Genomic DNA, 14,688 nt, shown 5'->3' with positions numbered 1-14,688 from the left:
CATGCCAGGGCACTCAGCGGGCGACCGCGCCGTGGTTCCGAGATGTACGGTCCGCTCCCGGCCGCCAAGATGGAGGAGTGGCACGCGAAGACAGCAGCCGGATCCCGCGAGGACCGGCCGGGCCGGGACTCTACGGGGAACGTGTGTTCCGCCCCCAGGACGAAGGGGAGGCCGAGCGGATCGACCTCGGGGCACTCGTCTACGACGCCTCGACGTTCGCACGCCTGCGGGAGCTCGGCGCCGGACCGGGGATGCGCTGCCTGGACGTGGGCGCGGGTACGGGAACAGTGGCCCGGCTCCTGTTGCGCGAGGCGGGCGTGGCCGAGGTCGTCGCGGTCGATCGGGACATCCGTTTCCTCGCCGGGGAGCGCGTCGCAGGACTGACCGCGCTGGAGGCCGATGTGACCTCTCCTGGTTTCTCCCCCGGCCTCTTCGACCTCGTCCACGCCCGGTTCGTGCTGATGCACCTGCCGTCCCCCGCCCGGATGGTCGAGCGGCTCGCGGGGCTGCTCGTACCCGGAGGCGTCCTCGTGCTGAGCGATGCGGTCGACCTGACGACCGAGAGCGCACCCCGGACGCCGTACACGACGGCCATGCGGGCGATGTGGCTCGGTCTGCGGGAGACGATCGGCACCGATGTCTCCTGGGTGCCGGGTTGTCCCTGGCTGATGGTGGCCGCGGGGCTGGAGGCAGTGGCCGCCGAGATCCATGTCCCTCCCCTGCTGCCCGGCAGCCCCATCAGCCGGTTCTGGGCCGAGACCTGGGACCGGGCGCGCGCCGCCATGGTGGGCACTGGGCTGGTGGACGACGCCGGGATCGACGAGGCGAAGCGGTGTCTCGAGTCGCCGGAGTACGCCGGGATGTCCCCCGGCATGCTGACCACCTGGGGCCGGAGGCCGGCGACACCGTCGTAACCGAGGTGCCCATACCCGCCGCCGAGCCGGCCCTGCGGCCCGGCTTGCGGGTGTCTGACCGCGTCTGCCGCCGGACGTGGCGGCTGGGCCCGCGCCCAGGGCTGCTTCGGCTCAGCCCAGCGTGTCCAGCAGGGTGGTGACATAGGCATCCAGCCGTTCCTCGACGGCTTGCGTCGTCAGCTCTGTCCTCCCTGCCTCCCGCCATGCCCGCGCCACCGCCTCCACTTCCTCCGAGCACGCCAGTCCGTCCCGTACCCGCCAGTACAGCCGCTCGCTCCCGGCCGCGGCCAGCACCCCGCCGGCCTCCTCGTACGCCTCGGCGAACCGCTGACCCCACGCCGGGCCGTGCAGCAGCGCGAGATTGGTGGAGCAGTGCGCCACATCGAGGTCGGCCGGGCCCCAGGAGGTGGCCGCCCAGTCGATGACGCCGGTGATCCGCGTACCCGCCGGCCCTGAGGGCGGCACGTCGAACAGCACATTGCCGGGCTGGAAGTCGCGGTGCAGGAATCGCCCTGCCCAGGGCGGCGCGGGCTCGCGGATCACGTCGATCGCCGCGGCCCATGCCGCCGCGTCGGCACCCTTCGGAACCACGACGGTGTCGGCGGTCGTCAACGCCACATACTCCGGGGGCCGCTCGGCGGGTCGCAGCGCGTGGACCGCCACGAGTTGACGGGCCAGCAGAGGGACGCGCGTCTCCAGCCCCTCATCGTCGAGGACCGCCCGGCCCGCCAGATGTGTCATGAGGAGCGACGGATACTCGCCATGCGCTGCGGTCGGATCAGCCGCGACCAGTGCAGGAGCCGGCACATCGGTCCCCGCCAGCGCTGCCAGGGCGCCGGCCTCCCTGTTCAGCCAGTCCTGGGCCCACTGCACGTAGAACGGGTCGACGTAGGTCCGCAGCACCAGGTCACGGGTGCCGCCGTCCCGCGTGCCGATGGTCAGCCGCCGCATCTCGGCAGTGATGCCGCCGTGCAGCGCCTCGATCCCGAGGATCCGTTCGCCCACCTCCAGATGCCGGCGCACCCAAGCCAGTGTCATCGGTCGGACGGCCGCCGCCTCATCGCGGTTGATCATCGTGCCACCTCATCATCCGGACGGCAGCACGCGCAAAAGTTCTCATCGGCACGACCGGTGCAGGCGGCGACCGCAGCCTCCGGCACGGTCGGCGTGGGGGCGAAACGACGGGCGGCGGTACGGCATGTCGCAACCGCCGCGGCCGCCGCCCGCGGCCAGGTCCTCCCGCGCGCGGCGGTCCTCGCTTCGGGGGCCTCGGTCACGGCATGGACCGCAGAGGCGGGTGCTCCGTCGTTATCCCCGGGGGCTGGAGCAGTGGTGGAGGTTCGGGGCCAGGGTCCTCGGTGACGACGACGCCGGCGGCCGCGTGGTCGAAGCCGGCCGGCCACCGAGTGTGCTCGCTGGCCAGCGCGCCGGTCAGACGTGCCTGGAGAAGATCGGCCGTGCTCAGGTCGGAGCCACGCAAGTCGGCCAGGCGCAGGTCGGTGCGGTGGAAGACGGCGCCGCCCGCGTCGGCCTTGCGTAGATTCGCCTCGCGCAGATCGGCCTCGGTGAAGTCCGCGTCGCGCAAGTCGGTCTCGACCAGCCGGGCACCCCGCAGGTCGGCCAGAACGCAGCGGGCCCGGCGCAGGATCGCCGTCCTGAGGTCGGCGTGCCGCAGGTTGACCGAGACGAGAGAGGCCTGCGTCAGATTGGCGTGGTACAGGCCCGCCGCCTCCATGCAGGACCGGTCGAAGTTGACCTCGTGCAGCCACAACCCGTCGCAGTCGGCCCGGCGCAGGTCCGTGACGCTGAGGTTGATCCAGGACTGTTCCCGGGGCTGCAGCAACAGCACGCCGAGCCCGGTCAGCGCCACCTGGGCGTCGGCGGCTCGGATCTCCAGCGGCACGACGTCGTTGATGGGCGCGTCCGCCGCTGGAGCTCCCGGTCCCGCAGGCGGCCAGGGCAGGTGTGTACGCAGGTATGCGGCCTGGATGGAGATGACGGCCTCGCGATCGCGGGCGGAATGCTCCGCGATCCGCCACAGCGCGTGGAGCCCTCCGATGCGTGTTTCCAGCTTGTCGCTGCCGAGCTGATCGACGGCCCTGCTGAACCGGTCGGTGACATAGCCCTCCTGGGTGGCGCGCAAGCCGTCCTGGCTGACGCGTAGTTGCCGCCAGGTGGCGTACGCGCCGAACAGCACGACCATGCCGCCCACGGCCTGCAGAAGGGTCGTCCGGACGTCGTTCACCGCTGTCAGCCGGTCCTGCGCGGGAACGCTCGCCCCGGCGAGATCGTGGTCGACCACCACACCCGGCAGGAGGACGAGCACGGCGCCAAGAACCGCCAGCCCTGCCGTCCCGGCCGCCAGCAGGGCCGCGACAGCACGATGCCTGCCCAGCCGGTCGCGCCACGGACGGCGACCGCGGTCCGGCTCCCCCATCTCCATGGCATGGGAGCCTAGTAGGACTTCGTTGGGCCTTCACAGGGGCCTGTTCGGGAAGCGGAGCGTTGGGCAAGCGGGCGCACGGGCAACGGCGGCCTCGGCTACGAGGCACCGCGCGCCCGACGGCCCGGTCACTGCATCGCAACCGGGCCGAGCGGAGGTCCCATGACGTCGGCGAGGGTGATGATCAGCGCAGCCCGGCGAAGAGGTCATTCTCGGGCACGGCCGCGCCGGTGGTGTCCTGGACCCGGACGAAGGTCTCCACGCCCATCAGCTCGGTGAACCTCTCCTTGCCCATCCTCAGGAAGAAGATGTTCTCGCCCTGGCTGGCGTGCGCGGCCAGCGCATCGAACTTCTGACCGCCGAAGTCGGTCGTGTCCACCCAGGTGGTGATCTCCTCGTCCGGGAGTCCGATCTCGGGCATCGCGGCGGCCTCGGCCGGATCCGGCTCCTCCCAGTCCGCTCCGAACTCGCGCATGATCTCCCCGAACCGCTGCATCATCGAGCGCGGCGCCGTCGTCCAGTACACCTTCGGAGTCATCCCGGTCATCGCCAGTGCCGCCATCGTGATGCGATTCGCCTGGATGTGGTCGGGGTGGCCGTAGAACCCGTTCTCGTCGTAGGTCACGACGACATCGGGCTGGTAGTGCCGCAGGAGTTCGGCGAGGCGGGCTGCGCCCTCCTGCACGGGCGTCTGCCAGAAGGCCCCGGGGGCGTCGTTGGCCGGCCAGCCCATCATCCCGGAGTCGGCGTACCCCAACATCTCCAGGTGGCTGACCTTCAGGACTTCGCAGCTCGCTTTGAGCTCTTGACGGCGCATCGCGGCGACGGCCGCCGGATCGTGCCCGGGCTCACCCGGCTTGACACCCCCCGGCCCGTCACCGCAACCGCCGTCGGTACACGTGACGAGCACCGTGCGAATGCCTTCCTCCGCATAGCGCGCGAGGACACCTCCCGTTCCAGTGGCCTCGTCATCGGGGTGGGCGTGCACGGCCATCAGCGTCAAGGGCCGGTCATTCATGAAACAGTCCTCCGGTCGACAAGTGCTCGGTATGAGTCTGCGGTGCCCGGGCAGGCGGTCGCCCGCAATATCGCGGTGACCGCACGTTGGGCAGACAAAACAGGGGCCCAGGAACACGTCCAAGCGGATGACTGTTGATCTCTGCCCCCCCGCCTGCACGGTGCCGGTCCCTCGGTCAGTCCAACAGTCCCGACCGGCCCGGCTGTTCCCGCCCGCGCCGGGGCGAGGCGAACGCCCGCCCTCGAAGTGCCCCTGACCGGACTCGCAACCGACCCGGCCGGACAGGCCCCGGGCCGTTTCGGCTCCGCCGAACCCGAACCCGAACTCGCCCTGCACCAGACCGAGACGCACCGCACGCCGGACCGAACTGACCGGTCCCGCTCCCCGGCCGGGGCCTGGAGCCCACAAGGGCGTGGCGGGTGCGCACCAAAGCCGATCCTGACCTCAGTTCCCGTGACTGGCCTCGATTCGCTGAGCCGGGCGGTGTCTGTCTTCGCCTCGGCGGGAGCACTTGCCGGGGTTCGACGATGACGGTGACGTGCTTGCCGGGCATTCCTCTTGCCAGGCTTCAATCGCTGGGTTACGACCATGAACCTGCCGTCCGCACTCACGGGGACCACGCCCCGCGGTCGGCCGGTGAGCACGTCGGCGATCCGGACGCGGAAGGAGCCCTTGCCAAGCTGCACGACCCGCCCGGACGATCCAAGGATTTCCTGGTGTCCTCGATACGCGCCGGAGAGCGGACCGCGTCCCGGGACATGCCAGGTGATGTCCCCGTCGATCAGTTTCCGGTCGGGCCGGCCTGCGGCGTCACTCTGTGTCGATGTGGGGCTGGATCTCGACCATGAAGGCCGCGTCCTCGGGGCCGGTGCCTTCCGCGTCCTGCCAGACGATGACACGCACGTGCCTCTGGGCGGCGCCCTGGCGGTACCACTCGGACACCAGGTCGGTGACGACGAGGGCGGCGACGTACTCGGCGTCCTCCTTCGGATCGTCGCTGGTGACGGTCCCCCGCCAACGTTCGGGTTGGTCGCCGTAGGGGCGCCAGCCCTCGGAGCCGTGCGGCTCGTCGACCCGGTACACCCAGTCCGTCTCGGTGCTCATGCAGTCGATCCTGTCACCTTCCCCGCGGTGGCCCGGCGGCTGGCCTCCCCGGCTCGGCGCTGTGCACGGCACCGGCGGCCGCCCTACCCGGAGGGTGGGGGAACGAGTCTCCTCACGTCGCGTTCAGGGGGTGTGGCCGAATCCGCTCGAGTGGATGACACGTCCGTGGCCGCGTCGGTGGCTGTCGGGCTCGCGGTGGAGCGCGACGAGAGCCGCGTCGTCGTTGAGGCGTCCGTGGGCGTGGGCGAGCAGATCACGTTGGATGTGGTGGAGCAGCGATTCAGGGCCTGCCTTGTTCCACTGCGCGACCCGGGCCTCGAAGGGGTAGAAGCGGCCGTCGGCGTCGCGGGCTTCGATGACGCCGTCCGTGTAGAGCAGGATGGTGTCGCCCGGCTCGAAGGAAGCGACATCGATGGTGTAGCTGTCCGGTCCCGTCTCCGCGATTCCCAGGGGCGGCGCGGGGTGCAGGCTGGGAACGGTCAGGCCGCTACTGGGGCTGAGCAGCAGGGGTGGGGGGTGCCCGCAGCTGATCACGCGGGTGATGTGGTCGTCGTCGGGGAGTTCCAGCAGCAAGGTGGTGGCAAAGCGTTCGCCGGCCTCTGCGGGCGGCTCGAAGTCGGCCAGGTAGCGGGTCACGCTCTGCTCCAGGGTGGCGGCCAGATCGGGGAGGGTGGCGTGCCGGTGGGCGGCTTCACGGAAGGCCCCGAGCAGGAGGGCGGCTTCCCCGATGGCGGACAGGCCCTTGCCCCGCACATCGCCGATCATGATGCGTACCCCGCCGGTGACGCGGGTGGCCGCGTACAGGTCACCGCCGATCTGTGCCTCGTCCTCGGCGGCCAGATACAGGCAGGCGATCCGGAAGGGGCCCATCCGTTCGGGCAGCGGCCACAGCAGGCCGTGCTGCGCCGCCTCCGCGACCGACCGCACCTGCGCCAGCTGGCGCTGGTGTCTCTCGCGCACCAGGCAGAAGAACACGATCAGGGCTGACAGCACCGCCAGGGCGAGGATCTGCACGAGCACGTTGCGCGAGAACAGCACGCCGAAGTGCCAGCCGATGTATGCCTGCGCCGCCACGCTCAGGAACCCGATCAGCCCGGTCAGCAGGGAACCGGCGAAGGAAGCAGTGATCGCGGGTGCGATGACCAGCAGCGGGCCGAGGTGGATGTCCCCCGGGACCAGTTGGTCCACCGCCGTGATCACCAGGATGAGCGCGATCGGGATCAGCAGCAGCGCGCGGCTCGACTGCCGCAGCTGCCGCACACCGGCCAAGCCGTGCCCGGCGTTCACATCTCCCACATTGCCACCGCCGAGCACGCCTGACGAACAGGGACCGCCGTGACCTTCAGCGTCCGGGGCGCCGGATACGCCGCCGCCTGCCGGCCGCCCCGGACATAACATTGCATGGAGGTCGTGTTCGACGTGCCGCCGTACGACGGTGGCGGAGGACGAGGCACGTATGACGGATGGAGACCGGCGGGGCAGGGACGGGCGACGGGGTCTTGTCGCCCCCACGGTTCTGGCGGGCGGCCGGCTCACCGTGCTGATCGGCGTTGCCTTCGGAGTGCTGTTCTGGTCCGTCGCCGACATACGGGAAAGCCAATCTCGCGGAACGCCATTCCGTGGCGGCGGAGAATCAGGCGAGACTGGTAGGCGCTGCCCGCGACGGGGCGAGGGCAGTGACGGCCGCTGTTCGTCGCTCTGGGTTCCGCGGTGCGCAGGCGTAGCAAGGCCTCCGCACTGCGGTCAGGCTCGTGCGGAGGCGCCGAGGGCAAAAACCAGTCCCCGGTAGTGCTGCGCGTGTCCTGAAGCGTCAGTCGTCACTGCTGCCTCGGTGTCGCACCGGCTTGCCGGGGGCCTGAACCACATCCTGTCCAAGTCACTCCGTCGACTAGACGTCCTGATCGACTTTGTGGCTTATTCGGTGTTGTGGTCTAGTCATCACTCTCCACGCGAAATGCACCATGTCAATAGGTTTTGGGTAAATTTTTCAGCGTCCCATGGGCAGGTGCACCGCGCACCGAAGGTCAGCGGCGAGTCGAAGATCGATTACGGGACAACCCTCAGTCCCACTCCCATGTGATGCCGAGGAGGCCCGGCCGTACCTGCTGCTCCACGAGGTGGACCGAGCCATGGGCGTTCAGTGTCAGGTCGGCGACCGCCTCGTACGGAGCGGTCGCCGAGGGACGGGCGAAGCGGCGGCAGTGGACGGGAAGGGCGGCGCGGTCGAAGCCGACCTGGAGGACATACTGGCCGCCGCCGTAGGTGAAGCCGCGAACGTACTCATGGCTGGGCTCGCCGGTTCCGTCCTCGAAGCGGTACCCGAGGACTGCGGTCTCCCCGGCTCTCAACCGCCCGTCGAGGAGGAGCTCGACGACGATCACCCCCGAAGGGCCGTGGCGCCGGATCCGCCCGACCCGGCAATTGCCGAGACCACGCACCCGCACCCGTTGCGTGTCGCAGCCCGGGTCGCCGTGATGGATGGCGAGGTAGCGGTCGACGCCGTCGCGGTGGGCGCGTACGACATGCTGCGAGTCGCGGGCGGCGAGCTCTCGATGGGCGCCGATGTGAACGTGCTCGTAGTGGATCACGGTGTGCAGCCCGCCGTCCGCCGGCGCGCCCAGAGCCGCCAGCAGCGATTCCACCGCGGCGGCGGGTTCGAGGAGGGTGCGATACGGGCGGGCCGGAGGATGGTCACTGGTGGCACGTGGACCTATCAGGCGGGTGAGGGCGTGCGGGGGAAGCTCCAGGATCTCCTCGAGCGCGGTGACGGCACGAAGCGACTCGGGCCGCTCGGGCCGCCGCACACCGCGCTGCCAGTAGCTGAGGCTGGTCACACCGACGCGAATGCCGCGCTGGGCGAGCCGGTGCTGCACGCGATGCAGAGCCAGCCCACGTACGGCGAGCGCGGCCCGGAGCGCGGCAGAGAACGGGCCCGTACGCAGGGCTTCGGCGAGCTCGGCCTCGGGGGTGGGGCGGCGGGACGAGCCGAGGGTCGGGGCATCGGGGCGCGGGGTGGCGCGGCGACCGGCTCTATGCGCTGCCATGGGGCCCCTCCCCTCCCCTCCCCCCCGTCATGTTTTGCGCGGTCCCGGAAGAGGGCCGCCGGCCTCCGGGCCCGGCATGGCTGGTCCCCCACCCCTCGTTCAACCGTGAACGTTCACTTCCCGTCCTGGAACGGGGCGTTACTCGCGCTGCCACCTGCTGGTACCTGCTGTGGCGTTCACAACCGTACGGGCCGAGTTCACTTCGCCGCCAGCCCTGTGGATAACTTCATTGACCGGGACCCGACAGGAGATCGATGCTGCTGTCGCAGCGTCCGGACGCGCTCCTCCACCCCCACCCTGACTGGGAGGAACGCCATGTTCCGCACCACCCGGGGCCGTAGACGGCTGGCGTCAGCGATCCTCGCGGCCGCTGCCGTCCTGACACCCGCCCTCGTGCCCACCGCCACCGCCCACGCCGCTCCGCACGCGGCTCCGCATTCCGCTCCGCACGCGGCTCCACGGGCCGCCGCTCACCCGGCCGTTCCCGCCGCCAAGCGCCTCGACATCACCATGCAGGCCCAGCAGAACAGCAACTGGTGCTGGGCGGCGAGCGGCAACACCATCGCGTCGTGGTTCGGACGTCACTACACCCAGACCCAGTTCTGCGACGCCGCTTTCAACCGGCCCCAGGGCAGCACCTGCGGCAACTGGCAGGCGGCCCTGGACGACGTGCAGAACGCCCTCGACTGGATGGGCATCAACCCCGGTACATACGTGGGCGGTTATCTGCGCTACAGCACCGTGCAGAACGAGATCAACGCCGGCCGCCCCATCGAAACACGCATCCAGTGGAGCTCCGGGGGCGGGCACATGCACGTGCTGTACGGCTACGACACCTCAGACAACCAGGTCTACTGGGGCGACCCGTGGCCCTCCAACTACCGCTACAACTGGGCGGATTACGACTACTACGTGAGCAACGACTCGTTCACGTGGACGCACTCGCTCTACCGGATCGGAGCGTGACCCCATGACCTCGATCCGCGAACCGGTCCGCGAGCCGGTCCGCAAGAGCGCGGCGATCGCGGTGCTCGCCACCGCCGTGGCCCTCGGCGCACTCGTCCCCACCACCGCCCACGCGGCACCCATCAGCGTCTTCCCCGCGCCCTTCACCGCCGCCGACACCGCTCAAGCGCGCGAGGCGGCGTCAACCCCAGCGGCCCTGCTCACCCTCTCCCGCTTCTTCGCCCGCGACGGCGCGATCGCGCGGAGTGCCACCCGCCCGCACCTGGTCGGGCCGTCGGTCACCGTCTACCTCCTCGACCCGGGGTTCGTCACGGGACGCCCGGACGCCCCTGCCGCCGATCCGCAGTTCGTCGCGAGCAAGGCGGTCTCCGCGAACGGCCAGGTCGCCTCGGTGTGGACCGCACGGACGGCGCAGGGGTGGAAGGTCGTGAACATTGCCACCGGCGGTGACGAGACCGACTACGTCAGCAAGGCGCGCGGCCTCGGAACCGTCTTCCGGGAACCGCAGATCGATGCCTGGTACGTGGTGCGCGACGGCCGTGTCCTGCCGCTCGACCCCGACGCGCGGCGCGCCGTGGGGAAGGGCGGGGTGACTCTGGCCGCCTACCAGCGCCTGGTACACACGAGATACGGCGACAAGCTGCCGGGGTCCGCCTACGACCGGGCAGGCGAGGGCGGCGGATACGGCGGTACGGCCGAGCCCCCGCACGCGTCCTCCGCACCGACGACAACCGCCGGTGCGGCCGTCACCGCGGGCCTCGCCGGCACGGCCGTCGCCGCCTTGCTCGGAGCCCGCCTGAGAGCCCGCTTCGGCGTCCGCCGCGTGCGGCGCTCGCGCCACATCAGCTGAGCCGCTTCCCGGGTCTACCCCGTACCCCTGTGCCCCAGACCCGCCCAGTCCGGGGCACAGGGCTGTCCGCAGCCGGAGGAACCACCAAGCCGCACCGGACCGTTCACGACGACGTACACCCGACCATGACCCACCGCTCCATCACCCCATGACCCCGTCACCCCACCACCCGTGATCATGTGGCGCCGCTGACCTAGGCCTCCGGCGCGGCCGTCATCAGCGTGTCGAGCACCGAGTCCAGATAGCGCCTGCCGTCCTCGCCGGCCGGCAGCGTCTTGGGCACCGCGTGGGTCAGCTGCGTGTGCCCGAGGTATGCGGTGTACGCCAGCAGGGCGCGCCGGCGTGCCTGGTCCGGGGGGAAGCCCAACTCGGCGAACAGCTGCGCCAGGTAGCCCACTCGGCGCTCCGTCACCCGGCGCAGCACGGCGGCGACCCGCGGGTGCCCGGCCGCGGCCGGCAGGGAGACCTCCAGCGGGTCGTGGGCGGCGTGTTCGGAGGCCTCGGAGAAGAGCCTGCGCAGCCGTATCGCCGGATTCGGCTCGGACGCCAGGCCGGCGATGACCGCCTCGGTGGACTTGTCTTCCCAGCGGTCCAGCGCGGCTTCGATCAGCGCCTCACGGTTGGCGAAGTGCCAGTAGAAGCTGCCCTTGGTGGTGCCCAGCCGAGCGGCGAGCGGCTCGACGGCGACCGCCGCAAGGCCGCCCTCGCCCAGGGCCGCCAGGGCCGCGTCCGCCCAGTCCTGCGCCGTCAGCCGCTTCCGCCCGCCTTCGCGGGGTACCCCGTCACGCCGTTGAACCATGACCGTACGCTACCGTATGGTCGACAACATACGGCACCGTATGGAGGGACGTTATGCGTAGGTTCCGCACGATCCGCAATGTCCACGAGCGCACCATCGAGGCCCCCGCCCAGGCCGTCGGGGCCCTACTCGACCGCCTGTCCTCCCCCCAGGACCCGATCTGGCCGGCCCCGGCCTGGCCCCCGATGCGCTTCGACCGGCCCCTGGGCGTCGGCGCGGACGGCGGCCACGGCTTCGTCCGCTACCGCGTCACCGCCCATGAGCCCGGCCGCCGCATCCGCTTCGACTTCAACCCGCCGATGAGCGGCCACCATGAGTTCGTCATCGAGCCCCTGGCCCCGGAACGCTGCCTTCTGCGGCACACCCTTCAGCTGCAACGCCGCGGCCCGATGGCAGTGAGCTGGGCTCTGGCGGTGCGCTGGATGCACGACACGGTGGTCGAGGAGGTCTTCGACAACGCCGCACGGGCCGCCACCGGCACGGCTGTCAGCCCCGTGCGCTGGTCACCGTGGGTCCGGTTGCTCCACCGGGTCACCTGGCCCAGGGCCACCGCCGGCGACCTCCCCACGGGCGCCCGTCTGGTCCGCGCCGCCTTCGCGCGGACCGACTACAGCGACGCTTGGCGGATGCCGATGCGTCCCGGGATGCCGCGGGACCCCGAGTCCTGGCGGGGTGTCCTGCGCGGAGCTCCCTTCCCGGTGGTGGGCCGCGAAGACGGCGAGGTGCTGCTGGGTGAGGACGCCGGCCACCTCGACTTCCGCGCCTCGATCCACGCCGACGACGGTCAGGTCACGCTCAGCACGGTCGTGCGGATCCACAACTGGCGCGGCAGGCTGTACTGGGCCGTGGTCGAGCGCGTCCACCCCTTCATGGCCCGCACCATGCTCCGCCGGATCCACCGGCGGCTCGCCCTGACAGCTCCCAGCGCCGCCGAGCGCGCCCAGCCGGCACCCCTGTCCGCCGCACGGCAAGGAAGGTGAGCGGACTTCCAGGGAGACCACCCGCCGCGCCGGCCGGCCCTGCCGAGGCGAAAGCGTCATGTGCGCGGCCGCCGGCCCGCTTCCATCGGCATTCCCTCACTGTGCGCGTTCATCGCACGGTCCGCTGGTGTGGGCGAAGCGACCCCCGGTGTTATTCAATGAGGTGTGCGATCAGGGACCTCTATGCCCGTCGCACGGGTCCGAGTACGGCCCCGGTGCTGCGCCGGGGATTGCTGAGAGGGCCGCATGGACTCCACACCCTCCCCCTCGTCCTCTTCGGCGTTCGACCTGGTCAGCAGCGCCCTGGGGCGCTACATTCCGCGTGGCGGAGCGGCGGCGGCCGGTTCCGCCGACGCGCAGGGCGAGCGCGCCACCCCTCGGTCCGTACCCGGCGACCCGGCAGCAGGCCGTCAGGACCAGATCCTCGGCGCGGTCAACCTGGACGCGGATCTGATCATCACCCGCTGTAATCTTGAGGCCCCCGTGTTCGCGGGTCTGAACGCCGTGCCCGGGAGTCCCTTCGTCGATCTCCTGCCGCCCGGGGACGTGCCGACGGTCACCCGGCGGTTGCGGCAGGTCCTGGAGACCGGCGAGGCGCACGTCGCCCGGATCCAGAGGCTGCGGCGCGGCGACGGGTCGGAGCTGGTGGTCTCGATGAGCATCCTGCCCGCCGCAGTACCTCAGGAGGGCCTGACCGTCTCGGTGATCGCCATGGCCAGGAGGCTGCACCTGTACGCCGCCGAGACCGCGATCGGCACCTCCCTGGACATCGGCGAGACCGCGCAGTCGCTGGCGCAGTCCCTGCTGGCGTGGGGGGACGTGGCCGCCGTCGACCTCGACTTCGCCGTGTGGACGGGCGAGGTGGTCACCGGGAAGGCGCAGGGGCGCATCCGGCTGCGGCGGGCCGCTCTGGTGCCGGACCGAGCGTGGCCCGAGGGCTACGTGACGCCGGGCGACGATCTTCCCAGCGACGCGAGTCGCCTGCTGGCGCAGGCGGTGCTGCGGGACGACGCCCCGCAGGCCATCGTCATACCCGACCGGGAGGCGGTCGAGCGGGTGCTGGACAACCCGCGCGTGAGGCGCGCCCTGGTGCCCGGCGACCGGTCGGCGGGTGTGGCGTGCATACCGCTGGTCCTGGACGGCCCGCCGCCCGTCGTACTGGGCGTGGCGGAGGTCTGGCGGCGGGCGGACTGCCCCTTCCGCGACAGCGAGCTGTTCGACCTGCAGGAACTGGTGGCCAGGACCGCCCATCACGTCGACCTGGCCCGTCTGCACCAGCGCGAGCACACCCAGGTGCTGGCGTTGCAGCGCCGGCTGCTGCCCCGGACCGGCGGCGACACCATCGAGATCGCCAGCGTCTACCAGCCCACCACGCCCGACAGCGCGGGCGTCGGCGGCGACTGGGTGAACAGTTTCCCGCTGCCGGACGGCCGTACCGCGCTGGTGGTCGGTGACGTCGTCGGGCACGGGCTGGGAGCCGCGGCGACCATGGGCCAGCTGAGCATGGAGGCGCGCGCGCTGCTGTCCGCGGGGCTCGCGCCCGACGAGGTACTGGAGCACCTGGACGAGACCGTGACGCTGCTGGACGACGCGGAGTCCGGGCTGACGGCCGGCTACAGCGCCCTGGGGTCGACCTGCTGCATCGCCCTCTACGACCCGGTCAGCCACCGTGTGGCGCTGTCCAGCGCCGGCCACCTCCCCCCGGTCCTGGTCTCCCCGGACGGGCACGCGGGTCCGCTCGTGATCCGGCCCCACCCGGGCCTGGGTGCCGAGTTCGCGCTGCGGGAGCCGTTCGACGTGCACACGTTTGGCGCACCCCCGGGCTCGCTGCTCGCCCTGTACACCGACGGGCTGGTGGAGGATCCCGCCGTGTCGATCGACGAGGGCATCGGCAGACTCGCGGAGGCCTTGTCCAGGGTGCACCCCTGGGACGCCCTGCAGCAGGCCGCACGGCACGTCGTCGCCGCGCTGGCACCCACGCCCCAGCGCGACGACGTGACTCTGCTCCTCGCGCGGATGATCGGCTACCGCAAGGGGGACACCGCGACCTGGCGGCTGCCCGCCCGCTACGACGCCCCCGCCCGGGCCCGCGGGTACGTGAGCGCGCTGCTGCGGCAATGGAGCACCAGGGACGACACCCGGGACAATGTGCTGCTGCTGGTCAGCGAGCTGGTCACGAACGCGGTGCGCTTCGCCACCGGTCCGATCACGGTACGGCTGATCAGGGCGGGTCACGGCGTGCTGTGCGAGGTGGGCGACACCGGCAGCGGCAGGCCGCGTCTGCGGCCGGGCGGCCTCCTCGACGACGGCGGCCGCGGCCTGCATGTCGTGCACAGGCTCACCACCCGGTGGGGGGTGCGGTGGACGGACACCGGGAAGGTGGTCTGGGCGGAAGTCGCGAGGTGACACGGCTGGGGGCGGGGGCGCGGCGGGCACGGCAGGCGTGTGGGAGCGCGGCAAGGGTACGGGCGTACCCGCACCCGGCGCCCCCCGGCGCTACGGAGGGTGCCCTCAGCGCCACCGGTGGTGTGACCGGCGGTGCGGACGACCCCTGTGCCGGCAGAGTGGCG

The 14,688-nt window shown here is 71.4% G+C and carries 12 protein-coding genes; 5 read left to right on the top strand and 7 right to left on the bottom strand.

The window, feature by feature from the left end:
* The first annotated feature begins 143 nt into the window (after nucleotides 1-143).
* Nucleotides 144-914 carry a class I SAM-dependent methyltransferase gene (locus tag ABB07_RS38130; RefSeq protein WP_341845915.1) on the top strand — a complete coding sequence of 257 codons (771 nt, stop codon included), beginning with the start codon at nucleotides 144-146 and terminating at the stop codon, nucleotides 912-914.
* 111 nt (nucleotides 915-1,025) lie between these two features.
* Here the strand turns inward: ABB07_RS38130 and ABB07_RS38125 are convergent, their stop codons facing one another.
* The 6 genes from ABB07_RS38125 to ABB07_RS38100 all read right to left on the bottom strand — a co-directional run bounded on the left by ABB07_RS38125 (nucleotide 1,026) and on the right by ABB07_RS38100 (nucleotide 8,523).
* A complete protein-coding gene (locus ABB07_RS38125; protein WP_244189672.1) occupies nucleotides 1,026-1,988 on the bottom strand; it encodes a phosphotransferase family protein in 963 nt (320 codons plus the stop codon).
* Between the two features lie 199 nt (nucleotides 1,989-2,187).
* Nucleotides 2,188-3,357 (bottom strand): pentapeptide repeat-containing protein, encoded by a 1,170-nt coding sequence (locus ABB07_RS38120; protein ID WP_425264791.1) that lies wholly within the window; start codon nucleotides 3,355-3,357, stop codon nucleotides 2,188-2,190.
* A 184-nt stretch (nucleotides 3,358-3,541) separates the two neighbouring features.
* A complete protein-coding gene (locus tag ABB07_RS38115; RefSeq protein ID WP_208902996.1) occupies nucleotides 3,542-4,375 on the bottom strand; it encodes a PIG-L family deacetylase in 834 nt (277 codons plus the stop codon).
* Between the two features lie 810 nt (nucleotides 4,376-5,185).
* Entirely contained in the window at nucleotides 5,186-5,479 is a 294-nt protein-coding gene (locus ABB07_RS38110; RefSeq protein WP_208902995.1) for a hypothetical protein, read from the bottom strand.
* A 123-nt stretch (nucleotides 5,480-5,602) separates the two neighbouring features.
* A complete protein-coding gene (locus tag ABB07_RS38105; RefSeq protein ID WP_244189828.1) occupies nucleotides 5,603-6,766 on the bottom strand; it encodes a SpoIIE family protein phosphatase in 1,164 nt (387 codons plus the stop codon).
* Nucleotides 6,767-7,539: 773 nt separating this feature from the next.
* Nucleotides 7,540-8,523 carry a hypothetical protein gene (locus ABB07_RS38100; RefSeq protein WP_244189671.1) on the bottom strand — a complete coding sequence of 328 codons (984 nt, stop codon included), beginning with the start codon at nucleotides 8,521-8,523 and terminating at the stop codon, nucleotides 7,540-7,542.
* Between the two features lie 315 nt (nucleotides 8,524-8,838).
* Here ABB07_RS38100 and ABB07_RS38095 point away from each other — a divergent pair, with 315 nt between their 5' ends.
* Both ABB07_RS38095 and ABB07_RS38090 read left to right on the top strand, forming a co-directional pair.
* Entirely contained in the window at nucleotides 8,839-9,489 is a 651-nt protein-coding gene (locus ABB07_RS38095) for a papain-like cysteine protease family protein (protein WP_208902994.1), read from the top strand.
* Nucleotides 9,490-9,493: 4 nt separating this feature from the next.
* A complete protein-coding gene (locus ABB07_RS38090) occupies nucleotides 9,494-10,339 on the top strand; it encodes a hypothetical protein (RefSeq protein WP_208902993.1) in 846 nt (281 codons plus the stop codon).
* A 193-nt stretch (nucleotides 10,340-10,532) separates the two neighbouring features.
* On the opposite strand, the gene ABB07_RS38085 is transcribed toward ABB07_RS38090, so the two are convergent.
* Nucleotides 10,533-11,138 (bottom strand): TetR/AcrR family transcriptional regulator, encoded by a 606-nt coding sequence (locus ABB07_RS38085; protein WP_208902992.1) that lies wholly within the window; start codon nucleotides 11,136-11,138, stop codon nucleotides 10,533-10,535.
* 53 nt (nucleotides 11,139-11,191) lie between these two features.
* On the opposite strand from ABB07_RS38085, the gene ABB07_RS38080 reads away from it, so the two are divergent.
* Together ABB07_RS38080 and ABB07_RS38075 are read left to right on the top strand one after the other, a co-directional pair.
* Nucleotides 11,192-12,118 (top strand): DUF2867 domain-containing protein, encoded by a 927-nt coding sequence (locus ABB07_RS38080; RefSeq protein WP_208902991.1) that lies wholly within the window; start codon nucleotides 11,192-11,194, stop codon nucleotides 12,116-12,118.
* Nucleotides 12,119-12,364: 246 nt separating this feature from the next.
* Nucleotides 12,365-14,524, top strand: a complete 2,160-nt coding sequence (locus tag ABB07_RS38075; RefSeq protein ID WP_208902990.1) for an ATP-binding SpoIIE family protein phosphatase — start codon at nucleotides 12,365-12,367, stop codon at nucleotides 14,522-14,524.
* The last annotated feature ends 164 nt before the right edge of the window (nucleotides 14,525-14,688 follow it).

The sequence above is a fragment of the Streptomyces incarnatus genome (genome assembly GCF_001027185.1).
GTDB classification, from domain to species: Bacteria; Actinomycetota; Actinomycetes; order Streptomycetales; family Streptomycetaceae; genus Streptomyces; species Streptomyces puniciscabiei.
This window is presented reverse-complemented; position numbering and strand designations above follow the sequence as displayed.